Origin of the sequence: Paenibacillus taichungensis (assembly GCF_050994985.1) — a bacterium.
Lineage (GTDB): Bacteria > Bacillota > Bacilli > Paenibacillales > Paenibacillaceae > Paenibacillus > Paenibacillus taichungensis.
Genome location: NZ_CP194720.1, coordinates 3,519,632 through 3,544,063 on the forward strand (window position 1 = coordinate 3,519,632; position 24,432 = coordinate 3,544,063).

A 24,432-nucleotide genomic window follows, 5' to 3' on the forward strand; every position below is an offset into this window, starting at 1 on the left:
AAAACCTGTCTACTTCGTAAACAGGTTCAATGCATAAACGCATGTATTATCTGGGCTCCACAATCAGCTTAATGGCCGTTCGGTCCTCGCCGTCGATCACAATGTCTGTAAAAGCTGGAATACAAATCAAGTCAACTCCGCTTGGTGCTACAAATCCCCGGGCTATCGCTACCGCTTTAATGGCTTGGTTCAGTGCTCCCGCTCCAATTGCCTGCAGTTCAGCATTTCCACGTTCACGAAGAACACCTGCAAGAGCGCCGGCTACGGAATTGGGATTGGACTTTGCTGAAACTTTTAATACTTCCATGGTAAGTACCTCCCTGGGAATGTTGAATGTTTGTTTCCACTTACTAGATGTTATTCGCGGGAGGCAAAAAAATTCCTTCTTTTTAGACGGGTTTCCCTGCAAAATGGGACAATACCCCTATTCCATGCGCCACTCGTCCTCCATCAGACGAATTTTCTCAATGCGTGTTGCAGCACCTGTGGCTTCATCAATCTCCACAAATACACCGTGGAAATGCCATTTGCCATCATCAACAACAAATCGTACCGGAAGCTGAGTGTAGAACTTGCGAAGCACCGCTTCACGCTCCATGCCCAATATGCCGTCACGCGGCCCCACCATACCCGCGTCCGTTAAATAAGCTGTTCCTCCAGGCAAAATACGATCATCGTTGCTCTGCACATGTGTATGTGTACCTACGACCAGCGATGCACGTCCATCCAGATGCCAGCCCATGGCAATCTTCTCTGACGTGGCTTCAGCATGCATATCGACTAGTATGCATTTATGGTCTTGACGCAGTTCATCCACAATCTCATCGGCAACGCGGAATGGACAATCCAGAGCAGGCAGGAACGTCCGGCCCTGCAGGTTGACAATCGCCAGCTCCTTGCCTTCTCCTTTGACTACCGTGTACCCTCTGCCTGGCGTTCCCGGAGGGAAGTTCGCAGGACGAATCATACGTGGCTCATCATCTATAAAATCAAATATATCCTTATTGTCCCAGGTATGGTTACCAAGGGTGATGCCATGCACACCCCAGTTGAAAAATTCATTCGCAATTGCCCCGGTAATTCCCCGGCCTGCCGCTGCATTTTCCCCATTTACAATGACCACATGTGGCTTATACTTCGTTTTGAGGTAGGGCAAGTTTTCCTTCAGTGCCTTACGCCCCACATTCCCCACAATATCACCAATAAACAAAACTTTCATTTTACTGCCTCCTTAATCCCTACCAAGCGCAGCCTTCTTCAAAGCATCCGAAACTTCGCAGGACCTCTATCTCTTGCTCATCAATTTTATTATAAAAATGCCTTTTAACAGGCTATCAACAGGAAAAGTGGCCCACTACTGCGGCCACTTTTCCGTAATGCTCTATTTTGCGTATTCAACCGCACGGGTTTCCCGGATGACGGTGACCTTGATGTGACCCGGATAATCGAGTTCGTTCTCGATCATCTTCGTGATGTCACGTGCGAGGCGGAAGGCTTCAGCATCGTCGATTTTCTCAGGCTGTACCATGACGCGAACTTCACGTCCGGCCTGAATGGCATACGATTTCTCGACACCTTCGAACGATTCCGAAATTTCTTCCAGCTTCTCCAGTCGTTTGATATACGTTTCCAGCGTTTCGCGGCGTGCGCCTGGTCTTGCTGCGGAGAGCGCATCTGCTGCGCCAACCAACATGGCAATAACCGAAGTCGCTTCGCAATCCCCGTGATGGGACGCGATACTGTTGATTACAACCGGATGTTCTTTGTATTTCTTCGCTAGTTCCACGCCGATTTCGACGTGTGATCCTTCCACTTCGTGATCCAGCGCTTTACCAATGTCATGCAATAGACCTGCACGTCTTGCTAGGGTTACGTCTTCTCCGAGTTCGCCAGCCATCAATCCAGCCAGATAAGCGACTTCCATCGAATGTTTCAAGACGTTTTGACCGTAGCTTGTACGGAACTTCAACCGGCCCAGAATTTTAATCAAGTCCGGATGCAGACCATGCACGCCCACTTCAAAGGTAGCTTGCTCACCGTATTCACGGATACGCTCATCCACTTCTTTGCGGGATTTCTCCACCATCTCTTCAATCCGTGCCGGGTGAATACGTCCATCAGCCACCAGTTTTTCGAGGGCAGTACGGGCGATTTCACGGCGAATCGGGTCAAAGCCCGACAGAATAACAGCTTCTGGCGTATCATCGATAATGAGGTCAATCCCTGTAAGGGTTTCAAGCGCACGGATGTTACGTCCTTCACGACCGATAATCCGGCCTTTCATTTCTTCATTTGGCAAAGTAACAACGGATACCGTTGTTTCAGCCACGTGGTCAGCCGCACAGCGTTGGATAGCGAGTGTAATAATCTCGCGGGACTTTTTGTCCGCTTCTTCCTTCGCTTGCTGTTCAATGTCCTTGATCATTTGAGCCGTCTCATGACGAACTTCCTGTTCTACGTTGGACAGTATGATACTGCGTGCGTCTTCCATAGTGAGGTTGGATATGCGCTCCAGCTCCGTCACCTGGTTTTTGTAGATCATCTCGATCTGCTGCTGTGTCTCATCAATTCGTTTCTCTTTGTTAGCCACTTGCTCTTCTTTACGTTCGAGTGATTCCAATTTTTTATCCAGCGACTCTTCTTTTTGCAACAATCGTCTTTCTTGTCGTTGAATTTCGTTCCGACGTTCACGAGTGTCTTTTTCAGCTTCGGCGCGAATGCGGTGGATTTCGTCCTTCGCTTCCAGCACCGTTTCTTTCTTCAGTGCCTCTGCCTCTTTCTTCGCGTTCTCCACGATTTGCACGGCAGCTTGTTCCGCACTGGAGATTTTAGCCTCTGCAAGAGATTTGCGAATAAAATACCCTACTCCGAACCCAATAACGAGCGCGGCCACAACGAGAACGATCGTGATTACGATGTCCATACTGTTCACCTCCTCGTTGGTTCCTCCAAGGCACTCCTTGGGTCAATTTGTTGTTTTCAAGCCTTACATATTTTTGGGAATAACGAATACTCACGGCGATCCCCCGCCGATTTTCATTTCACATGTACATGCTTCCATGTACTATTCACCGTTTCCAGCGAACCCATAATCATGAATGGTATAAATCTTAAAAAACAGAAACCGCTTTTTTGGAAGGAAAAAGGGTTGTCCATTTCTTACAGACTCATGTCCATTTTAGTATTTGACGAAAGAAATTGTCAAGAGAATGCAGTATAGTGGGTCCAGTCTGCTAATCCCATAACAACGCTTCGTCATCTTCGAGGTCTTTAGCCTCGTCTTCTTCAATTAAACAATTCACAACCCGACGCACCATATCCATGGAAAAACCTCGTCGCATCAAGAAGGGAAGCGTTTTACGTTTCTTCTCCTGGATGTCTCCTTTGACCTGATTCCATTTTTTGCGTCCGGCGGTTAGAGCCGTCTCATATTCCGCATCTGTACTTACACCTTCCAGCGCTTCAGCAATTAGCTCATTGGCAATGCCCTTCTGACGCAGCTCTTGCCTTATCCACAGTTTTCCCTTCCGCTGGCCCTCCATACGCTGACGAGTCCATTCCTTCGCAAACAGTTCGTCATCGACCAAATTCTCCCGCTCAAGCCGATCCAGGGCCTCTTCAATCAACGATGCAGCAAACTCTTTCTGACGCAGCTTCTGACTTAATTCGTGGCGTGTGCGGGGTTTATGCTCCAGATATCGCAAAGACTGCACATACGTCCGCTGTCGCTCGTCAGCAATAATGATATCTTCCAAGTCCTTTTTCAGAAACGTATTTCCCCGGGTCATCCGATATTTAATCATTACATCTTCAAGCACCGTAATTGAATATAAACCAAAGGTAATTCGGTAACGAGCTTCCCTGCTCTTCGTTCGTTCAACTCGTGTAATGATAAGTTCTTCGTTATCCGGGAATTGGGAGATTCCCTCCAGCTTGGCTTCTTCATATAAATCATCTTCATGTTGATCCATTTCGGTCTCCCCTTCCACATCATTTGATACTTGTATCACATGGTGTCTACTGATAGCACAGAACAAAACAAAAGACTTTCTTGAATCCGATTAGCAGATCTCCGACGGAGATAACACAGATAAACTGCATACGTTTAGAGCGTAATTTCACAGAGACACCAGATGTAATACAAAAGGCCGGAAACAATGTCCGGCCTCTCCCTAACAGAAAACGTACTAACAGCCCCTGCCCATTCGGACAGAGGCTGTTGGACAGCGCGAGCGCACACCTTACCCCATTAGCCTAGATCTAGATCGAGCCAAGATCACTCAGACAAGTTTCGGGGATTCAGAGCATTACTCGTTAATTTCAAACAATTCTTGTTCTTCTGCCGCTTCTTTTTGTTGATCTTCAGTCGTAGGCACAGGAACTGCAGTAGTCAAGTTGCTGGCTACACGGATTTTTTGCTCGATTACTTGAGCAATATCTTGATGCTCTTTCATGAACTGCTTGGCGTTCTCACGTCCTTGACCTAAACGCTCGCCTTCGTAAGAGTACCACGCACCACTTTTGTTCACGATGTCCAGCTCTGTACCAATATCAATGATACTGCCTTCTCTCGAAATACCTTCACCGTACATAATGTCCACTTCCGCTTGTTTAAACGGTGGTGCCACTTTGTTTTTTACAACTTTGATACGAGTACGGTTACCGATGATGTCATTGCCTGATTTAATACTCTCAATACGACGTACATCCAAACGTACTGTAGAGTAGAATTTCAGGGCACGACCACCAGGTGTTGTCTCCGGGTTACCAAACATAACACCGACTTTTTCACGAAGCTGGTTGATGAAGATTGCGATGGTTTTGGATTTGCTGATTGCACCAGACAGTTTACGCAGCGCCTGAGACATCAGACGTGCTTGCAAACCGACATGGGAATCACCCATTTCGCCTTCAATTTCCGCTTTTGGTACCAATGCAGCAACCGAGTCAATAACGACAATATCTACAGCTCCACTACGTACAAGCGCTTCTGCAATTTCAAGCCCTTGCTCACCCGTATCTGGCTGAGACAGAAGCAACTCATCAATGTTAACACCCAGTTTGCTTGCGTATTGCGGGTCAAGAGCATGCTCTGCATCGATAAATGCAGCTTGTCCACCCACCCGTTGTACTTCAGCAATCGCATGCAATGCTACAGTTGTTTTACCGGAAGATTCTGGTCCATATATTTCAACAATACGGCCTTTAGGCAAGCCGCCTGTTCCTAATGCAATATCCAGAGCCAAGGAACCGCTGGGTATGATTTCCACTTGCATGTGAGTCGACTCACCCAGTTTCATGATGGATCCTTTACCAAATTGCTTCTCTATTTGACGGAGCGCCATATCAAGCGCGGCACGACGGTCTGACAATAAGCTCACACCCTTTACTGTTTATAAGATAATGATACCTTGTTTTAACACGTTTGCCAAGCTTTTTTTCGAACATACATTCGTTTTTTTTGTGAAGGCCGAGGCGCCTCTTCCTCAAACAAACTTTCCATTAAACAGAAAAAAGAACCGTAAACAAGGCTGTAAAGCCTGATTCTACGGTTCTTCCGTCTTCCTTTATTATACTTGCTTGCCTTAGCAAATGCAATCCGAGCTATGAACTAGTCCATCTCCACAAGTTTGCGCCACAAACGGTAAAGAATCGCCTTCGCAGAACGGATCCGCACCGTCTCCCGATTGCCATTAATGCGCAGTTCATGAATTTCTGTCTCTTTACCACGTTGAGCCAGAGCGATGAAAACAAGTCCTGGTGGTTTGCGTTCAGAATAACCAGGTCCCGCTACACCTGTAACCGACAGACCGAAGTCGGCATCCCCAATCATGCGAATCTGTTCTGCCAGCACTTTGGCGACTTCCGGACTCACTGCGCCCGGTGCATCTTCACCTTCTAGATAGGCATGTGGCACATGGAGCAGCTTCTCCTTAATTTCATTGGAGTAACATACTATTCCGCCCTTAAGCATCGAAGCACTGCCAGGAACTGACGTCAGACTTTGCATGACGAGCCCTCCTGTGCAGCTCTCAGCCGCGCTAAGGGTCAGACCCATATCAGACATCATCGTTACGATTGTGTACTCTATAGGCACATCCTCGTTCGCGTAGAGATGCTCTGGCAATCGTTCCCGGATCTGAACTTCCATTGCGTCCAGCTTCAGCTTCGCCTCACTCTCACTTGGAGCCTTTGTAGATACACGTACCGTAACTTCTCCCTCACTGGCATAAGGAGCAATCGTTGGATCTGTCTGCGTATCAATCAGATCCAGGAGTCGGTCTTCCAATGCCGATTCTCCGATCCCTGCAAACTTCAGCATTTTTGAGTAAATCGGCATTTCTTCTGTTAGTACATGCTGGAACAGCCAAGGTTTAACTTCCTGTTCAAACATTGGAATCAGCTCTTTCGGCGGTCCAGGCATCACTACATAATGTTTGCCATTGTCAGAAATCGCATTTCCTGCGGCAAGGCCTGTTTCGTTCGCCAGCGGTGTCCCACCCTCTATAACGATCGCCTGACGGCGATTATTTTCGGTCATGTCCACATTACGATCTCTGAAGAAGCTCTCGATTTTGTCCATAGCCATTCGATCTATATGCAGCTTGCGGTTCAAGACCGCCGCGATCGCATCCTTGGTCAGATCATCCTGTGTGGGACCGATGCCCCCGGAAAATAAAATGACGTCTGCACGACCCTGGGCGATGCGAATAGCGTCACTTAGTCGATTAAGGTTATCACCAACCACCGTTTGGAAATATACATCAATCCCGATCGCAGCCAATTCACGGGATAGATATCGGGCATTGGTATTCACAATTTGTCCAAGCAACAATTCTGTGCCAACTGCAATGATTTCTGCCTTCATTCAGCATCCTCCTGTACACGTGGTGAGTGATCAAAGGGCAATAGGATAATTTCCTATTGCCCTTCGTACAAATGATTTCTTCATGCTTACCCATTCAACCTCAAACGTTACGCTTTTGATAAATGAAGCAAATTTTTGTTTTTGATAAAGTAATCAATACCTGACCAAATTGTAATGATCGCTGCAGCCCAAACGGCAATAACGTCCATGTGAATACCCGTAAATGAGAACGGGAAATTATTCAACAACAGCAGCACAATCGCCACAATTTGCACGACGGTTTTCAGTTTGCCCCAGGCACTTGCTGCAACAACCGAACCATCCAATAATGCAATCTGACGCAAGCCGGTAACCGCAAACTCACGACTAATAATGACCACAGCAATCCAGGAATCCAACTTGCCCATTTCCACAAGTGAAATCAGCACCGCAGTAACCAACAACTTGTCAGCCAGCGGATCAAGCAATTTCCCTAGGTTGGTAACCATATTATTTTTCCGCGCCAGATAGCCATCAATTCCATCCGTGCTTGCTGCAATGATAAAAATGACAGCAGCAATCAACTGATTATACGGAAGTGATAAACTTCCCAATTGCAACGGCTCTGGATAAAACGGAAAATCTACGAGCAGGAACACCATCAAAAAAGGGATTAAGCAAATTCGTGCAAGCGTAATCCGGTTGGGTAAATTCACAAGACGCCCTCCCTCTTATCCTCCATTACTCCAAACATTCATCTTAATCCCGTATTCATCATCCGGAACATGAAATGTACAGTTTCACTGTCAATCAGCACTAAAGTGCTCTCACTATGTAAAAACGCAAAAAATAAAGTCAACCGTTCAAACGCAAAACCGTTTTAAACGTTCCGGTGACTTTCAGAAGATGTACTGCTTTTCACAAAGTCAGCAAACGATGATGACTGGGCTTTGATGCTTATCTGCCAGCAATGCACACTTAGTATAATATACGCCAATTGTAGTGTCAAAAAACATACCTTGCTACAAAGAGGAGATATTACTTAAAGTTTGTATATTGCAGATCCAGAGGTAGATTGGCACCGTTTAACAACTGCATAACTGCTTGCAAATCATTCTTACTTTTACCTGTTACCCGGAGCTGATCTCCCTGAATCTGACTCTTCACCTTCATCTTAGAGTCACGAATCAGAATATTAATTTTTTTAGCGATATCCTGATCAATCCCCTGCTTGAAATTCAAACGCTGGCGGACTGTACCTGAAGAAGCTGGTTCTACTTTTGCATAATCAATGTTTTTTAGAGGTAAACCCCGCTTAGCCATCTTGGATTGCAATACATCGATAACAGCCTTGAGTTTGGTCTCATCATCAGATACGATCGTTAACGCATCCTTATCCAGTTTCAGACTGCTCTTGCTGCCCTTGAAGTCATAACGCGTGCCAATTTCCTTTTCCGTTTGTGTAACGGCATTTGTCAATTCCTGCAAGTCCATTTTGGACACGATATCAAATGAATTTTCTGAACTCAAACCAGTCACCCTTTCAGTTAATCATATGTTCTGTAACATTATAGAGGATACGCCAAGCAAAAGTCTAATTTTATGAGGTTTTTCAAAATAAAAAAGCATTTTTGGCTGCCACTTATGATGGTTGCCAAAAATGCTTTTTGTGCGGCTGTCCTTCTAATAACGGCTGCGATTAGGTTGTCTGAACATGTCAAGCACACCCAGAAGTACATGTGCAAGTCCAAAACCCAAAATTCCGTAACCCCAAGCAGTTGGAGTCAAGTAATAACCCAGGAGGCTGACAATGATCCCCAAACCTGTTACGATCCAGCTGACTGTCACAGCCATCCACCTCACTTCACCAAAAGTTGACTGCAAGTTGAAGACAAGGTTAGTGTCTCCCGCAGAAACTTTGGTTATTCGCCGCTAGTGCCGGTGCTTCCTTCAGTATTGCTTCCTGTTTCATTCGTCGTTGTGCCTTCAGTACCAGTGGAGGACGTATCCTCACCAAGTCTTAACCGAATGCGGTTCGTCGCTTTCCCGTCTGTCACAACCTGCCCTGCAACCTCAATTGTGGTCGCTGCAGCGTAACCGGACTTAATATACATTCCTGCACTGTCCAATTCAAAAGTATAACTGTCTCCCTCAGCGGTGTTGCCGTATTCCAACTTCTCGCCACTAGAGTTCTCGCCCTTGTATACTTCCAGCCAACTATGCCCCGTTGCTTTAATTGTAACCGTCACAGGCTGCCCTGCACTGCCGTTCACTTTGAAGTTCGTAATATTGCCTGATTTTCCGTCTTCAGCAACAGTTACAGAAGCTGGCTGATTGTCTGTTGGGTTCTCTTCATCTTCACCCGTTGTTTGACCATCCGTCTGTCCGTCAGTTTGTCCGTCAGGCTGCCCCTCTGCTGTTCCGCCACCGTTACCGCCTGCTTCGCCTTCATTCGTTTCTCCGCTACCTGGTTCATTAGTTGGAGGATTAGAAGCTTGGCCATTATCTGTAGGCTCATCCGGTTTATCTTGAGGTTGCTGCTGGCTGTCTGTGATCTTCGTCTGATCCAGCCCTTGTGTATCCGAATCATCTTTGTTCATCACTACATACACGTACAACAGTACAAGAATTAATACCGGAAAAGTCCACATCAGCGCAACAGACATCCAGCGGTTACTGCGCTCTACCGGGCGGCTTGAACGCTTTTGAATAACTGGCTCCATGGTTGCTTCCGTTTCTTCTGCAGGTACATCTTTCTTATGTCCCTCCAGCAGCTCATCAGGATTTAGTCCCACCGTTTCCGCATAGGTTTTGATAAATGCACGCACATAGAAGCTGCCAGGCAGCACTTTGTAGTCTCCTGCCTCTATTGCCTCCAAATACCTCTTGCGAATTTTAGTCATTTCCTGTACATCGTCAAGACTCATCCCTTTTTGCAGCCGGGCCTCCCTTAACTGCTGACCCAGTTCAGACATGCCATCTCCTCCTTATGTTTATCTCTATGGTTGTTGCTTATCTATTTCATGATCCCGTACGGAGCGTTACAGTTCGTCGGTGTAGCTGGCCGTAAACGTATCATAAATAATTTCTTCATTCGGATTGTTGCGCAGTTCAATAATAATGTCAAAATCATTAAAATCATATTCAGACTCCTGCACAAAAATATCCGGATGTTCAATAACCTTGGTACTTGGCATCGTCATGATGTCCTGTAACAGATTATAATGCCGTTCGCTTGAACGAATCGTACTGACAATTCCGTCAATGATAAACACATTGTTTGGATTCAATTCGTCCTCTGACATCTGGCTTCTTATGGTCTGACGAAGAAGTGTGGAGGAAACAAACGTCCAGCGCTTCATCGCACATACGCTGCCTGCAATAATGGATTCCGTTTTGCCTACACGCGGCATTCCACGCAAACCAATGACTTGATTGCCTTCCCTCTTAAATACTTCACCCAAAAAGTCCACAAGTAACCCAAGTTCGTCCCGCGTAAAACGAAATGTTTTGCGATCATCCGAATCACGATCAATATAACGACCATGACGGACAGCGAGAATATCTACCAGTTTCGGTTGACGCAAAGCAGACACAGTTATGCTGTTCACTTTGCCAAGCATTTCACCCAGCAGACGGATCTTCTCATCATCGTCTGATTCCAAAAGCATCCCCCGGGTCTTGCCTTCAACACCGTTGATGGTCAATATATTTACTTCAAGCATCCCCAGCATAGAGGCAATATCCCCCAAAAGGCCGGGTCTGTTCTTATGTATTTTATACTCCATATACCATTGTTTAGATTCCATTTAAACACCCCGTAAAGCATTATTCCACATTATTCGACAGTAACAGAACGCGTCCATTGGACGACAATCTGAGATATCTTCTAAAAATGGGTCACGTTAATGATATATAAAATGAAAATGAATTACAAGAACAGGTCTGTAATCAATGTGTAATCATTAGAGAAAAGCCCCCTTGCGGGAGCTTTCCATCTGTAATCTTATGCGTTTTGTTTGGCCAATTTGACCATCAGGCACGCGATCGTACGACGCTCATCTGCATCGCCGACATCCCATAATTCTTTCAATGCCCGGTTGGAATGGTTCGCCGGATCGACTTTCTCATCCAGGAAGTCACCGATTTCGTATGCAAGTTTGTTGATGGTATCTTCACTCATCCCCATCTTCTCTGCTTGCAGCACGCGGTCACCCAAAAACTTCTTCCATGTGTCAAAACTTGAGAGCACTGTTTTTTCTGTTGACATGATAAATCCTCCTTAGCTGACGCATGAGATTTAAAATCAACAGTTGTAATATGTGCTTCCCGGACATTTTATATACGAGCATTTTTGAATTAATCGAAGATCATCTACAAATCATTAATTTCCATCAAGAAACTACCCCGTATTTAAAACAAAATTGATTGCGCTCCCCCATATATTAAGTGAGCCAGCCACCATTTGGACTTATAATCTGCCCATTAATGTATCCAGACTCGGGAAGTGCAAGGAAGTAGACCAGTGATGAGATTTCATCTGGCTGGGCAAGTCTTCCTGCCGGAATTTCCTCTTCCAGCATTTTTAGTTCATCCTGGTCCAGATGGTTCAACATGGATGTTTGAACTGCACCAGGAGCTACAGCATTCACCGTTACGCCAGATGGAGCCAGCTCTTTGGCAAGAGCCTTGGTGAAAGCATTTACACCGCCTTTGGTTGTAGAATACAACACCTCACAAGAGGCACCCGACAGTCCCCAGATAGACGACACGTTAATAATTCGACCATATCTTTGGGAGATCATGTGAGGCATCATTTCCTGTGTGCACAAGAACGTGCCCTTCAGATTGATCGCCATCACTTCGTCCCAGATTTCTTCCGTAACATCAGACAGCATTCCATAATGAGATATCCCTGCATTATTCACCAGAATATCCGGCATCAGCCCATGTGATTCCAGCTTCTCACGCATACGTTCAATTTGCTCCCGACTGCGTAGATCAGCAGACACCGTCATCACTTTACCACTGCCTTGTTCCATGCACCTTCTCGCCGCTTCATTAGCTGCTTCATGCGATTTCATATAGTGAATCACTACATTCATGCCCACCTTGGCAAAACGCTCTGCGATAGCTGCTCCAATGCCTCCGCTCGCGCCTGTTACAAGTACTGTCATTTCTCCAATTGGCTTCAATTGTCCTGTTCCCCTCTCCATATTAAGGACTCACGACAAGCGATATCGCCAGTTGATCCCAACGAATATGCTCTTTCAATCTACGGTTTACCTCTTCCAGTGTGAGCGATTCATACAACGAGAGCATGTTGAAAAAATCACCACCACGGAATTGCTGACGCGTGAATTCATTCGCAATGTTTTCTGGTGAATTGAGCATACGCAAATATCCACCTATTTTCTTTTTGCGTGCGCGCTCAAAGTCGGTTGCATCAAATCCCTTTTCCACAATAGCATCGACTTCTTCACGAATACGCGCAAGCAGTTGATCCGGGTCTTTGGTATCCCCGCCAATAGCAGAAAAAGCATATTGCGGCGAACTGTTATATTCATGCCCAAAGCTGTCCGAAATCAGGTCTTCATCGTACAATTTTTGAAATAGCGGGGTACTGGAACCAAATAACAGATCCATCATTAGTTTAGTTGTCATATCCCGGCGCAGCAGGTCTTCTCCAGTAAGTCCCACTTCAGTTTCCTTAAAACCAAACAAACATTTGGGCAGGGAAACGGCCAATTTGGATTCACGTCTAGCTTCGCCCACTTGCTTAGGTTCCGGTTCAAAAATCCGCTCGATTTTCCCTTGAGGCTTGTAATTTTTCTTCGCCTGGTTCGAACGAACCATATCGATCACTTCCTGCGGATCTACTCCACCCACGACAAACAGAAGCATATTGCTTGGATGATAAAAAGAGTTGTAACACGTGTACAACGTTTCTTTGGTTATAGTACCAATGGATTCAACGGTTCCGGCGATATCAATATGCACAGGATGTTTCTGATACATCGCCTCAATCAGGCCAAAATAAACGCGCCAATCCGGATTATCGGCATACATATTAATTTCCTGTGCGATGATCCCTTTTTCCTTTTCCACATTCTGATCGGTGAAGTAAGGATTTTGCACAAAATCAACTAATGTTTGTATATTTTCATTGACATGTTCCGTTGCCGAAAACAAATAAACCGTCTGATCGAAACTGGTAAAAGCATTGGCAGAAGCTCCATGAGAAGCAAATGTAGCGAAAATATCGCCTGTTGGTTCTTCAAACATTTTGTGTTCCAGGAAATGAGCAATTCCGTCCGGAACCTTCACTTCCTCTTGTCCTTCAACCTTAAAATGATTGTCCACCGAGCCGTATTTGGTTGCAAATGTGGCATATGTTTTCTGGAAACCCGGTTTAGGCAGAATATAAACATGCAGCCCGTTATCCATCACTTCGTAATACAGCGTTTCCTGCAAACGATCGTATGTTATGCTCTCCACCGACTATTCCCCCTTCTCATCACGCAAGAAATAAATCGTATCCAGACGGAATTTCTCTGCCGCCTCACGAACATTTTCTTTGCTGATCTGTTCTACCTGGGCCAGCAGTTCCTCGGCGGTTCGTTCTTTGCCGGATAATTGTCGATTAAAATCATAAGCAATCAGCTCAAATGCAGAATCCTGCATTTCCTTGAGCAAATTACGGATCATCGCCTTGGTCTGAGACATCTCCAGGTCAGTGATATTCCCTTTCTTCATTTCATCCAGCTGCTGCTTGATAATCATGACGGCTTTTTCGTAATTGGGGATTTCTATCCCGGATTGGATCGTTGCAATCCCTTTATGTCCGTCATAACGCGAAGAGGCATAGTACGCCAGACTTTCTTTTTCACGAACATTAACAAACAGCTTGGAATGAGGATATCCTCCGAGAATGCCGTTATACATCAAAGCAGCTGCATACTGAGGGTCACCATAAGTGATAGACGTGCGAAGCCCCATATTGAGCTTACCCTGATTAACATTAAGTCGTTCTACAACGGTTTCCACTTCTTTATCTCCACGAATAGCTTCCTGTGTATGATAGTCAGAAGAGGTCGCTCGTTCTACATTGAAATAACGCTGAACCAGATTCTCTACCTCTTCCAGCGTGGTGTCGCCCACCACATACAAGTCCATACTTGCCTGCTGCAACCATTCCTGATACGAAGCTGTCAATGTATCTGGATCAATGCCCGGCAAATCCTTGCGTTCACCAAGCGGGTGCAAGCGGTAAGGTTCGTTTTTACACATCTCCTCAATACTACGTTCCGCAGCATAACGCATCTTGTCATTGACGATGGACTCCAGCATTTTGCGAACAGTCTCCCGCTCAGCTTGTACATAAGAAGTTCTGAAATGTCCATTTTCCTGTGCAGGGCGTGTGAGGACCTCACCTAGAAAAGCAAAAGAACGATCCAACAGCTGCTCGTCTCCGCCAACAAAGGAATCATTAATGGTATCCATACGGAACTGTACAATCTGGTAATCGCCACGTTTATAGACATCAAAGCCAAAACCCGCTCCATACAAATGTTCCAATTGTTCACGAAATTGCGTTGTTTCCGGATAGGATTCGGTCCCGCGCCGAAGTACGAAAGGTGTTAAGGCTACTTTGGTAACCGTATCTTCCTGCAGGGGAACCCCTGCGTAAAGCGAGATCGCAAATGTCTTAAAACGTTTCGTAGGAAGAACATGTATGCGGAATTCTTTCCGGTTTCCTCGTTCAAATCCTGATGTATTCAAATGTCAAAACCCCTTTATGGCGTCATTTATCATGCAATAAGTGAAGCTTAAACGTAACAACCATTTTAACCCATTCAAAAGGCAAGAAGCAACCGAAGTCACGCCTTCTGGTTGCTTCCAAGATCATCACATACAGAATATATGCTGCCCAATTGTTTTTACCTGAGGACGTGTCCAGATCCATTTGGATGTAGCTGTCTTCGGATTAAAATAATAGAGGCATCCACCGGATGGGTCCCAACCATTCATCGCCTGTTCAACTGCTTTTTTAGCTTGAGCATTCGGTTCCAGATAAATCTGGCCGTCTGCAACGGCAGTAAACGCACCCGGCTGGAAAATCACTCCTGATGGTGTGTTCGGGAAACTCGGCGATTTCACACGATTCAGGATAACTGCCGCTACTGCCACTTGACCTTCAAATGGCTCTCCGCGAGATTCACCATATACCGCGTTAGCCATAATTTTGATTTCGTTCTCTGACAATCCCATGGAATTGGCAGAGCCCATATTGTCCTGCTCTTTATCCGCAGTATTGTTATTGTTGCCACTATCTCCTGAGGTTTGATCCTTATGCAACGGTGTTTCTGTTGGCGACCATTGTTTTGAAGCATTGTAAAGTTTCAGCTTGGTTTTGGCTCCAACCACACCATCTGCCTTCATGCCGAATTCCGATTGAAACCATTTTACTGATTTCAATGTGGTGCTGCCGAAATTACTGTCAATTTTACCATTGTAAAATCCCAAATATTTTAGCCGGCCTTGAAGCTCGTATACATCCTGACCGTAACTTCCATATTTCACAGCATTGGTGCTAAAGGTGGGTAACGACTGCTCTTCGACTTGCGGGGTACTTGGGTTTGGACTTTCGGTTGCTGTATTCCCAGGAAGCAAATAACGAATTCCCAATGCGGACATCAGCAAAATAGCAGTGAAAAGCCATATGTTCATTTTTCGCATCGACTGTGCTCTACCTTTCTCTTGTGGGATTAACAGAATCGCTAAGGTTATTATGACAAGCATACTTCGTTCCTATGCACCAAATCCTCCGATCATTGGACATCATGGCAAATCTTCAGTCAAATGGCATGCAAAAAGCCCTCAACCAGTAAGGTTAAGGGCTTGGATCTTTTACACATATGTGTATTACGAGCTTATTTTATTCTGTTGATACTGTTCCAGTGAGATCAATACTTCCCTTGGTTTACTGCCCTCGTAAGGACCAATCACACCTCGGGCCTCCATGGAATCAATCAAACGTGCTGCGCGCGTGTAACCCACTCGCATTCGGCGCTGCAATAGAGAAACGGAAGCTTGCTTCGCCTCCAAAATAATCTGTACTGCTTGTTCATATAACTCATCCTGCACTTCTTCTGCTGCCTGAACGGAATCATCCACCTCAGGAACAATGGATTCGTCATACTGCGCTTCACCTTGACCACGCACGTAATTCACGATATTTTCAACTTCCTCATCACTCATGAAAGCGCCTTGTACACGAACCGGCTTCGAAGCTCCCATAGGCATAAACAGCATATCTCCTCGGCCCAACAACTTCTCGGCCCCACCCATATCCAGAATGGTTCGAGAATCCACTTGAGAGGATACACCAAAGGCAATCCGGGACGGAATGTTGGCTTTGATTACACCAGTGATAACATCCACAGAAGGGCGCTGTGTGGCAATGATCAGATGGATACCCGCTGCACGCGCCATCTGAGCCAATCGAGCAATCGCATCTTCCACGTCACCGGCGGCAACCATCATGAGGTCAGCCAGCTCGTCCACGATAACAACGATGTAAGGCAAAACCGCCGCTGGGTTGTCTTTCATCAGATTGTTATAACCTTCAACGTTACGTGTACCGGATTTGGAGAACAACTCATATCTTTTCTCCATCTCAACAACGATCTTCTTGAGAGCAAGTGAGGCCCTTTTAGGATCCGTTACGACCGGTGCCATCAGATGCGGAATACCGTTATATACGTTTAGCTCGACCATTTTGGGATCGACCATCAAAAATTTCACTTCATCTGGCTTCGCTTTGTACAGGATGCTCGTAATAATACCATTGATACATACTGATTTACCTGAACCCGTCGCACCAGCCACCAGCAAATGGGGCATACGAGCCAGATTACCGATGATCGTCTGTCCAGAGATATCTCTTCCAAATGCAATGGTCACTTTGGATTCGGCTTCCTGGAATGTGGCAGTCTCCATAACCTCCCGCATTGTTACTACGGATACCTCTCCATTAGGTACTTCAATACCAATTGCGGATTTGCCGGGAATTGGTGCTTCCATTCGGATATCCTTAGCCGCCAGGGCTAAAGCAATATCGTCTGTCAGACTTACAATTCTGCTAACCTTCACACCAATATCCGGTTGGATCTCATAACGTGTAACAGCAGGGCCTCTGACTACTTCAAGTACTTTGGCACGAACACCGAAGCTTTCCAGCGTTGCTTCCAGCTTGCGTGCAGTCTGCATGTAATCCTTCTGGTCGCCACCCTTACCTCCATTGTTAGGCTTGGAAAGAAGTCTGAATGACGGAAGTTTATAAGGTTTCGGAGGAGGTGGTGGTGGCTTAACTGGCTGCACTTCCTGCCCCTCCGTATCTGAAACAACCGAACCTTGAGCCCCATTACTCAACGTAGACCCAACGTCCGAACTACCCTCAACAGCATCCATCGTAGCTATTCCAGCATCCGCCGCTTCAGGCCACTCATTGTTATCCACAAGTTCATCTGAGATCTTGATTGGAGGCTCTTTCGCCTGCATGTTATCCGTTAGATCATCTGGGAAAGGATACGCATCATCCAGATCATCATCTTTACCAGCATCCTCGGATCTGACATGTTCAAAGAAGTCACGAATGATTGGTGCCGAATTAGGTCTTGATTGCACAGGAACTGCTGCAGGAGCCATTACATCGGATGCGATGATTGGCTCATCATGCCATGAATCCGCAGGAGTTTCCTGCTCCGCACGGTAGACGACATGTTCCGCGTCTAAAGAATCATCCTCGTCCACTCCACGCTCAGCCTTCGTCCGTTCCCGATCAGAACCCCATTTTCCAAAGAGTTGGAAAAAAATCGGTGCTTTTCGTTTCGGTAGCTGTTGATTCTGCAGATCATCGTAATCGTCATCATCTTCCTCGTCGTCTACTGGAACAGGTACCACTTTGCGAACATTCCCGTTTTTCTTGCTCGCAGAGCTTGAAGTAGCACGTGCTGCTGGTCTAGCCTCCAGCTTTTTGTACATCGCACTACCTGCATCCCATATCTTCGTTCTGAAAATGCGAATCAGATCGACATAAGAAAGATTGGTAATCAACATGAAACTGATAACGAACATGACGATCATAATCAATCGGGCTCCCAAGCTGCCAAACAACCACAAGAACAAGGCAAACTGCGCCGCTCCTATATAACCGCCGCTAATGTCCTTATTGAGCATCGAATCCCGTTCGCCTGGCGCAGCAGGCGTGAGCAACTCGATTTGCATATCATTATGTATCTGTGTAAGTACAGCACCTGGCTCCAGGGCTCCAACTGGTATAAGTTTCTGGTGCATGGCAGAGACGGTACTCATCAGTGTTAAAGCAAACACCAGCAATACGAGCCCTGTCTTGCGCGTTGTCCAGCCGCTCGGCCATTTTCGATGAATCATCACCATTAAGCCATAATAGATCCCTATAAGCGGAATCGCAAAATAGAACTTGCCAAGCATCAACCCAAACATCTTGGAAAGCGAGCGCCCTACGGTTGCTTCACCCGACAAAGCAATGACGGCAAGGGTTATAAGCACAATGCCGTAAATTTCATATTTTAAAACGCCGCTAAAAGCTGCGGCCTTTTTTTTCCTCTTTTTTCTTCTGGCCAAAATCAGGTCACCCCCAGAAGAATATTATACCATACAAATATAATCCGTACATATGTTCTTTTTCTGCTCAATTTGTCTTATTTGGTCGCGTTATGTTGGTCCCGGGTTACCCGAAAGTGGAACGATAGATCCGGGCATATTAGCGGGATTCAGATAAGCTTCCAAGGGGCATTCAAGTAAACGTACTATAACAGCCTCATTTTCATTAACAGGTCTGACCTGCATCAATAATCCGTTCATCTTGATCTCACGGGTGTCTTCTCCTTCATTCCACATCCCTGACCACAGCAGTTCAGGTGGCATCACTGTGTAAAGTGTCATTGGGTATAGCCTCCTGCCTGCAGCGTCTGTCTTTTGTCTCCTATGAGTTGATTCAACTGAGCGATGGCCTGTCCGATCCCGCCTACGGCATCCATCAATCCATATTTAACTGCATCAGCGCTACCCACAGCTGTTCCGATATCGCGGTTGAGTTCACCCGTTTTAAACATCAGTTCCTTGAACATTTCTTCAGAGATATTGGAGTGCGATGTAACAAATCTTACGACACGTTCCTGCATCTTCTCCATGTACTCAAACGTCTGAGGCACGCCTATCACGAGTCCGTTCATACGGATCGGATGAATGGTCATTGTTGCACTACCCGCAATCAGGGAATAGGTTGAGGCAACCGCGATCGGAACCCCAATGCTGTGCCCTCCTCCAATGACGACGGTAACCGTAGGTTTACTAAGTGAAGCAATCATTTCGGCAATAGCCAGGCCCGCCTCCACATCTCCTCCTACCGTATTTAAAATGATCAAAATGCCTTCGATTCGCTGATTCTGCTCTGCTGCAACCAGCTGAGGAATGAGGTGTTCATACTTTGTTGTTTTGTTTTGCGGAGGTAAAATTAAATGCCCTTCCACCTGACCGATAATGGTCATACAGAAAATGTTCGATTCAGCTGCAGGTGACTGCGTCTGTCCAAATTGCTGAATAGCCTCCGTTACAGGTGACATACCCTTTTCCTCTTGTGCAGGCACTTCCGGTGCCTCGGTGCCCGGTTGTTCCGATTTCGGTGTTTGCTTGTTTTTCATGTATTCGCTCATTCGATTACTCCCCTTCTCCAGAAACATGTAATGTATTTCCTTAGTATGGGGAATGTTCCAGCTGACTTATACCCGATTATTCATCAATTTCTCCACAATCTGGTGTAGGGCCAGAAAACAACAAAAAAAGCCCCTTCTCTACGAGGAACCGTCCAATATTACTCGTAGAGAAGGGGCGACTGTGTGCCTGAATTTATGTTTTTGTTTGATTTATTTTAAACTTCCATAATGATTGGCAAAATCATCGGTCTACGACGAGTTTGCTCATACAAGAAGCGTCCGAGTGCATCTTTAACATTCGTTTTGAGTGAAGCCCATTCGTTAACGTTCTCACTCATCAACTTCTGCAGTGTGCTGCTGACAATGCGATTGGCTTCATCAAGCAGTCCTTCCGATTCGCGTACATAGACAAATCCACGGGAGATGATGTCTGGACCGGAAACAATTTTGCCATCCTGTTTGCTCAGTGTTACCACGACAACCAGAATGCCATCCTGTGACAGCAATTTACGGTCACGCAATACGATGTTACCTACATCACCTACACCCAAGCCGTCGATCAACACGTTACCTGCAGTAACTTTACCTGCCTTGCGTGCTGCTCCGCCTTGAATTTCAACCACTTCACCGATATCCGTAATGAAAATGTTGTCTGGATCAATACCTACAGATTCAGCCAATACCGCGTGACGGCGCTGCATACGGAATTCACCGTGAATCGGCAGGAAATATTTCGGTTTCATCAGGTTAAGCATCAGTTTCAGCTCTTCCTGACTACCGTGACCGGATACGTGAACGCCACTGTTTGCACCGCTGTAATGCACGTTGGCACCCAGACGGAACAGTTCGTCAATCGTACGGCCTACATATTTCTCATTACCTGGAACTGGAGTTGCAGCAATAATTACTGTATCACCAGGCAAAATATCTACTTTACGATGAGTGGAACGAGCCATACGTGTCAATGCTGACATTGGCTCGCCTTGGCTACCTGTGCAGAGAATTACTACACGGTCAGCAGCCATTTTGCCTACTTCTTCCGGCTCAATGATCATGCCGTCTGGAATCTCAAGGTAACCCAGTTCAGAAGCAATACCCACCACATTTACCATACTGCGTCCAATAACTGCGACTTTACGTCCAGTTACTTCAGCTGCATTGATAACCTGTTGAATCCGGTGTACGTTGGAAGCAAATGTTGCTACAACGACACGTTGGCTTGCTTTACGGAAGATATCTTCCAGAACGATACCCACATTTTTCTCCGAAGGTGTAAATCCAGGTTTCTCTGCGTTGGTACTATCGGACAAGAGGGCGAGTACGCCATTGGTTCCGATCTGTGCCATACGCTGGAGATCTGCATATTGACCATTTACTGGAGTGTGATCAAATTTGAAGTCACCTGTATGAACAACAGCGCCTTCCGGTGTTTCGACACATACGCCGACGGAATCCGGAATACTATGGTTAGTAGCGAAGAACGTTGCTTTCAATACAGAGCCGAGTTGAATCTCGGAATCCGCATCAATCAGAATGCGTTTTGTTTCACCCAGCAAATTGGCTTCTTTCAGCTTGTTCTCCACAAGTCCGAGAGTGAGCTTTGTTCCGTATACAGGAACATTCAAGTGTTTCAGAACATATGGCAGACCACCAATATGATCCTCATGTCCGTGAGTCAAAATAATACCTCTTACTTTGTCACGGTTTTCAGTTAGATAAGAGATGTCAGGAATGACGATGTCGATTCCAAGCATATCTTCTTCCGGGAATTTAAGACCAGCATCTACGACTACAATGTCGTTCGCGTATTGGATGACGTACATATTTTTACCAATCTCGCCTACGCCGCCCAAAGCAAAAATCATCAGTTTATCGTTGTTATTTTTCTTAGACAAATGAATCTAAACCTCCTATGGTAGTTGGACGTCGTACCTTATTATTTTATTGTAAGTTAAGAAAAGCAGTCCATCACACCCATGCCCGTAAATAGGGATGAATGCAAAAGAGCACCTTTATTCACGATATTTGGAAGAAGTTCTTCGAAGTTATTCCCCTTCACCAACAAGATGGATTTTGAAATGATCCTTCTTAGCCGTTCCTTCCTTTTTCACCACAAAGCTACACCAAGAAACGATGTCGCTTTCAATTTCAAAAAAATACCGCACCCAGTCACTTGACATCATTATACATGATTAAAAACAAAAAAAACAAGTCACTCTCTCGTTAACCTCTAGGTTTGCCTCCAGTTGTGAAAAGAAACCTAACCATCGTCGTCAAAAAAAAGAACCGCCTCCTCTTAAATGAGGAGCGGTTCTTCTGCAATTTCTATGGGTCTATAAAAGTTAACGAATCAGTTCAATATCTATTATTGCTAGTTGAACAAGGTACGAATAAAGCCTTGCTCATCCTCTGTTGCAGCTATAAGCGGCAGGCGTACAGATCCTACGTTCAGACCACGTAATGTCAGAGCGTATTTCACCGCTACAGGGTTCGGTAAAGGCTGTGGGCACTCAAATAGACCTTTGAACACCGGAAACAGCTTCTGATGTATCTGAGCCGCCTGTACAGGTGCACCACCGAAGTAGGAATCAATCATTTGTTTCATCTCAGCGCCTACCACATGGCTAGCAACGCTAACGATCCCGTAAGCACCTACAGCAATGGCTGGCAAGCCAGCAGCATCGTCACCGGAATACACCCTGAAATGTCCCGGTGCACCCGCAGCAATCTGCGTGACTTGCTCCAACGATACACATTCCTTCGTAGCTACTATGTTAGGAATCTGTGCCAAACGAATCGTTGTTGCAGCCGAAAGACTAGCTGCTGTACGTCCAGGAACGTTATACAACATAATTGGCAGTTTCGTCGCGTTCGCGATCGCTTCAAAATGTCTAAACATTCCCTCTTGACTTGGTTTGTTGTAATAAGGAACAACCAGCAAAACACCATCTACACCAGCACGTTCAGCGTCCTGAGTCAGATGGATTGAATGAGCGGTGTTATTGCTACCCGTTCCAGCAATGATTTTGCACCGTCCAGCCGCATGTTTTACCGCGAATTCGAATAGTTCTACTTTTTCTTTGTCGCTAAGCGTGGGAGATTCTCCAGTTGTTCCTGAAATAACGAGCGTCTCTGACTTTTGATCATCAATCAAATAATCAATCAGACGTGCAGTTTCCTCCCAATGGATCTCCCCTTGTTCGTTGAACGGAGTGACCATTGCTGTAATCAATCTTCCAAAGTCCAATTCGATTCCTCCTTCAAAACAGGTCCGGCTCCGCTGACTTCAAAGTACTACAAGTGAAGTTCGAATGAGGCGTGAAGTGCCCTCAGAGCTTGAACCATATCTTCTTTTTTCACAAGTACCCAAATCGTTGTATTGGAATCTGCAGATTGCAGGATCTGGATGTCCGCAAGAGTCAAGGATTCCACGATCCGTGCCATAATGCCTGGCACTCCGTTGATACCTCCGCCGATGACGGAAACTTTGGCACAACCGGAGAGACTTTGCGGTTTAAGACCAATTTCCTGCAGTACCTGTATAGCTTTCTCGGAATCACTATCGAAAACGGTATAGACAACCCCCAGAGGGGTAACATTAATAAAATCTACGCTGATCGAATTTTCAGCCATCGTTTTAAACACTTTCAGCTGCAAACGATCTGCACCACCCGGCACTTCCACCGTTATTTGCGTAACATTACTTACATAGGCAATCCCTGTTACATATCGGTCGACAATGCCTGTCTGCACATCCTGGAATCCTTCTGGATGCGTTACCAGCGTCCCTTCACTATCTGCAAAGGTAGATCTCACACGCACTGGAATCTGGGATTGCATCGCAATCTCGACTGCACGTGGGTGAATTACTTTGGCTCCTTGATGGGCCATATTACATATCTCGGCATAACTCACAACAGTCAACGGACGAGCGTCCTCCACGATACGTGGATCTGCTGTCAGTATTCCATTTACATCCGTGTATATGTCCACCATCTCAGCGTGTAATGCTGCACCAAGAGCTGTGGCTGACGTATCACTTCCTCCACGACCAAGGGTCGTAAAGTCACCATTTTCGGTCTGCCCCTGGAACCCTGTAACAATGACAACACGCCCACTCTGTAGCTGCTCCAGCACACGAACAGGACGGACATCCAAAATTCGGGCATTCCCGAAATTGTCGTCCGTCACAAAACCTGCTTGTGCACCGGTCAGCACTGTAGTTGGAATGCCTTCATGTTCGAGCAGACTGCTTAAAGTCGTCGCAGAAATAATTTCACCACAGCACAGCAGTAAATCCTTTTCGCGTGCGGAGAGTGCATTTCCGTTCTGTGCAGCCCAGTCCAGTAACGTATCAGTCGCATAAGGCTCACCACGGCGACCCATCGCTGACACAACAATGACCAGACTAAATCCTGCTTCAAGTTCACGTTTAACATGACGGAGCACATGCTCTCTCGCCTGAACGGTAGAGAGAGATGTACCTCCGAATTTCTGTACCATGATGCGCATCTTTATTCCTCCATTTGTGTACGCAAGAAGACTGGACACGGGTCAAATCAACAAATGGATCACCCTAGGGAGCGTTCCGATGCGATAATTTCAGCATTTTATACGGCATTTCATGCCGCTCCTCATCAAAGATTAGTGAAACAATCCCATATGAAGGCCGCGGTTGTTATCGAGATCATGTCGCACACGTTCCCCGTGCACTGATCCCGCTTGCCTAACCTAATCGTTGCAAGCAGGAATTCCCTTTTAATGAAAGGAACGTGGACACAGGTAGCTGTTTATGCCAGCATAACGTCCCTCATGATTTTCTTTGTC

At 46.0% G+C, this 24,432-nt stretch carries 22 protein-coding genes; all 22 read right to left on the minus strand.

Translation table 11 applies throughout. The features are described 5' to 3' along the window. Positions 1-46: 46 nt before the first annotated feature. Positions 47-307, minus strand: coding sequence for a stage V sporulation protein S (locus ACR1R9_RS15640; RefSeq protein WP_019005392.1), 261 nt, complete (start codon positions 305-307; stop codon positions 47-49). Positions 308-424: 117 nt separating this feature from the next. Continuing rightward, positions 425-1,219: a TIGR00282 family metallophosphoesterase gene (locus ACR1R9_RS15645; protein WP_024630289.1), complete on the minus strand. Its 795-nt coding sequence runs from the start codon at positions 1,217-1,219 to the stop codon at positions 425-427. A 162-nt stretch (positions 1,220-1,381) separates the two neighbouring features. Then, on the minus strand, positions 1,382-2,923 hold the full coding sequence (gene rny / locus ACR1R9_RS15650; protein ID WP_062326115.1) for a ribonuclease Y: 1,542 nt from the start codon (positions 2,921-2,923) through the stop codon (positions 1,382-1,384). 310 nt (positions 2,924-3,233) lie between these two features. Continuing rightward, positions 3,234-3,971 carry a regulatory protein RecX gene (locus tag ACR1R9_RS15655; protein WP_076289545.1) on the minus strand — a complete coding sequence of 246 codons (738 nt, stop codon included), beginning with the start codon at positions 3,969-3,971 and terminating at the stop codon, positions 3,234-3,236. A gap of 336 nt (positions 3,972-4,307) precedes the next feature. Further along, complete coding sequence (gene recA / locus ACR1R9_RS15660) at positions 4,308-5,372, minus strand: recombinase RecA (RefSeq protein ID WP_076289544.1); 1,065 nt, start codon at positions 5,370-5,372, stop codon at positions 4,308-4,310. Between the two features lie 239 nt (positions 5,373-5,611). Next, positions 5,612-6,868 carry a competence/damage-inducible protein A gene (locus ACR1R9_RS15665; protein ID WP_076289543.1) on the minus strand — a complete coding sequence of 419 codons (1,257 nt, stop codon included), beginning with the start codon at positions 6,866-6,868 and terminating at the stop codon, positions 5,612-5,614. A gap of 107 nt (positions 6,869-6,975) precedes the next feature. Then, positions 6,976-7,563: a CDP-diacylglycerol--glycerol-3-phosphate 3-phosphatidyltransferase gene (pgsA, locus tag ACR1R9_RS15670; protein ID WP_063566359.1), complete on the minus strand. Its 588-nt coding sequence runs from the start codon at positions 7,561-7,563 to the stop codon at positions 6,976-6,978. A 322-nt stretch (positions 7,564-7,885) separates the two neighbouring features. Next, a complete protein-coding gene (locus ACR1R9_RS15675; protein ID WP_017689115.1) occupies positions 7,886-8,377 on the minus strand; it encodes a YajQ family cyclic di-GMP-binding protein in 492 nt (163 codons plus the stop codon). Positions 8,378-8,530: 153 nt separating this feature from the next. After that, the gene (locus ACR1R9_RS15680; protein ID WP_157258470.1) at positions 8,531-8,701 is read right to left on the minus strand and encodes a hypothetical protein; all 171 of its coding nucleotides are present in this window, start codon (positions 8,699-8,701) and stop codon (positions 8,531-8,533) included. 68 nt (positions 8,702-8,769) lie between these two features. Beyond that, on the minus strand, positions 8,770-9,822 hold the full coding sequence (locus ACR1R9_RS15685) for a helix-turn-helix domain-containing protein (protein WP_433923211.1): 1,053 nt from the start codon (positions 9,820-9,822) through the stop codon (positions 8,770-8,772). A gap of 66 nt (positions 9,823-9,888) precedes the next feature. Beyond that, positions 9,889-10,656 carry a DUF3388 domain-containing protein gene (locus ACR1R9_RS15690; RefSeq protein WP_024630282.1) on the minus strand — a complete coding sequence of 256 codons (768 nt, stop codon included), beginning with the start codon at positions 10,654-10,656 and terminating at the stop codon, positions 9,889-9,891. Between the two features lie 197 nt (positions 10,657-10,853). Beyond that, complete coding sequence (locus ACR1R9_RS15695; RefSeq protein ID WP_062833846.1) at positions 10,854-11,117, minus strand: DUF3243 domain-containing protein; 264 nt, start codon at positions 11,115-11,117, stop codon at positions 10,854-10,856. 175 nt (positions 11,118-11,292) lie between these two features. Then, on the minus strand, positions 11,293-12,063 hold the full coding sequence (gene ymfI, locus ACR1R9_RS15700; RefSeq protein WP_076289541.1) for an elongation factor P 5-aminopentanone reductase: 771 nt from the start codon (positions 12,061-12,063) through the stop codon (positions 11,293-11,295). Between the two features lies 1 nt (position 12,064). Then, complete coding sequence (yfmH, locus tag ACR1R9_RS15705; protein WP_433923210.1) at positions 12,065-13,345, minus strand: EF-P 5-aminopentanol modification-associated protein YfmH; 1,281 nt, start codon at positions 13,343-13,345, stop codon at positions 12,065-12,067. 3 nt (positions 13,346-13,348) lie between these two features. Continuing rightward, entirely contained in the window at positions 13,349-14,629 is a 1,281-nt protein-coding gene (yfmF, locus tag ACR1R9_RS15710) for an EF-P 5-aminopentanol modification-associated protein YfmF (RefSeq protein ID WP_310852621.1), read from the minus strand. 126 nt (positions 14,630-14,755) lie between these two features. Further along, positions 14,756-15,586, minus strand: coding sequence for a spore cortex-lytic enzyme (sleB, locus tag ACR1R9_RS15715; protein ID WP_076289538.1), 831 nt, complete (start codon positions 15,584-15,586; stop codon positions 14,756-14,758). Positions 15,587-15,772: 186 nt separating this feature from the next. Continuing rightward, positions 15,773-18,514 (minus strand): DNA translocase FtsK, encoded by a 2,742-nt coding sequence (locus ACR1R9_RS15720; protein ID WP_433923209.1) that lies wholly within the window; start codon positions 18,512-18,514, stop codon positions 15,773-15,775. A gap of 90 nt (positions 18,515-18,604) precedes the next feature. Next, positions 18,605-18,835 carry a YlzJ-like family protein gene (locus ACR1R9_RS15725; RefSeq protein WP_063566367.1) on the minus strand — a complete coding sequence of 77 codons (231 nt, stop codon included), beginning with the start codon at positions 18,833-18,835 and terminating at the stop codon, positions 18,605-18,607. Beyond that, complete coding sequence (locus tag ACR1R9_RS15730) at positions 18,832-19,593, minus strand: ClpP family protease (RefSeq protein WP_076289746.1); 762 nt, start codon at positions 19,591-19,593, stop codon at positions 18,832-18,834. The genes ACR1R9_RS15725 and ACR1R9_RS15730 overlap by 4 nt, the downstream gene beginning before the upstream one ends. Before the next feature lie 227 nt (positions 19,594-19,820). Continuing rightward, the gene (locus tag ACR1R9_RS15735) at positions 19,821-21,500 is read right to left on the minus strand and encodes a ribonuclease J (protein WP_053783840.1); all 1,680 of its coding nucleotides are present in this window, start codon (positions 21,498-21,500) and stop codon (positions 19,821-19,823) included. Between the two features lie 476 nt (positions 21,501-21,976). Next, on the minus strand, positions 21,977-22,852 hold the full coding sequence (gene dapA, locus ACR1R9_RS15740; RefSeq protein ID WP_433923208.1) for a 4-hydroxy-tetrahydrodipicolinate synthase: 876 nt from the start codon (positions 22,850-22,852) through the stop codon (positions 21,977-21,979). A 47-nt stretch (positions 22,853-22,899) separates the two neighbouring features. After that, the gene (gene dapG / locus ACR1R9_RS15745) at positions 22,900-24,117 is read right to left on the minus strand and encodes an aspartate kinase (RefSeq protein ID WP_076289534.1); all 1,218 of its coding nucleotides are present in this window, start codon (positions 24,115-24,117) and stop codon (positions 22,900-22,902) included. Between the last annotated feature and the right edge of the window lie 315 nt (positions 24,118-24,432).

What these genes read in the sequence shown, in the direction of transcription:
- ACR1R9_RS15640 (WP_019005392.1), bottom strand. Translation starts at nt 307, where the DNA reads ATGGAAGTATTAAAAGTTTCAGCAAAGTCCAATCCCAATTCCGTAGCC.
- ACR1R9_RS15645 (WP_024630289.1), bottom strand. Translation starts at nt 1,219, where the DNA reads ATGAAAGTTTTGTTTATTGGTGATATTGTGGGGAATGTGGGGCGTAAG.
- rny (WP_062326115.1), bottom strand. Translation starts at nt 2,923, where the DNA reads ATGGACATCGTAATCACGATCGTTCTCGTTGTGGCCGCGCTCGTTATT.
- ACR1R9_RS15655 (WP_076289545.1), bottom strand. Translation starts at nt 3,971, where the DNA reads ATGGATCAACATGAAGATGATTTATATGAAGAAGCCAAGCTGGAGGGA.
- ACR1R9_RS15665 (WP_076289543.1), bottom strand. Translation starts at nt 6,868, where the DNA reads ATGAAGGCAGAAATCATTGCAGTTGGCACAGAATTGTTGCTTGGACAA.
- ACR1R9_RS15680 (WP_157258470.1), bottom strand. Translation starts at nt 8,701, where the DNA reads ATGGCTGTGACAGTCAGCTGGATCGTAACAGGTTTGGGGATCATTGTC.
- ACR1R9_RS15685 (WP_433923211.1), bottom strand. Translation starts at nt 9,822, where the DNA reads ATGTCTGAACTGGGTCAGCAGTTAAGGGAGGCCCGGCTGCAAAAAGGG.
- ACR1R9_RS15690 (WP_024630282.1), bottom strand. Translation starts at nt 10,656, where the DNA reads ATGGAATCTAAACAATGGTATATGGAGTATAAAATACATAAGAACAGA.
- ACR1R9_RS15695 (WP_062833846.1), bottom strand. Translation starts at nt 11,117, where the DNA reads ATGTCAACAGAAAAAACAGTGCTCTCAAGTTTTGACACATGGAAGAAG.
- ymfI (WP_076289541.1), bottom strand. Translation starts at nt 12,063, where the DNA reads ATGGAGAGGGGAACAGGACAATTGAAGCCAATTGGAGAAATGACAGTA.
- sleB (WP_076289538.1), bottom strand. Translation starts at nt 15,586, where the DNA reads ATGCGAAAAATGAACATATGGCTTTTCACTGCTATTTTGCTGATGTCC.
- ACR1R9_RS15725 (WP_063566367.1), bottom strand. Translation starts at nt 18,835, where the DNA reads ATGACACTTTACACAGTGATGCCACCTGAACTGCTGTGGTCAGGGATG.
- ACR1R9_RS15730 (WP_076289746.1), bottom strand. Translation starts at nt 19,593, where the DNA reads ATGAAAAACAAGCAAACACCGAAATCGGAACAACCGGGCACCGAGGCA.
- dapG (WP_076289534.1), bottom strand. Translation starts at nt 24,117, where the DNA reads ATGCGCATCATGGTACAGAAATTCGGAGGTACATCTCTCTCTACCGTT.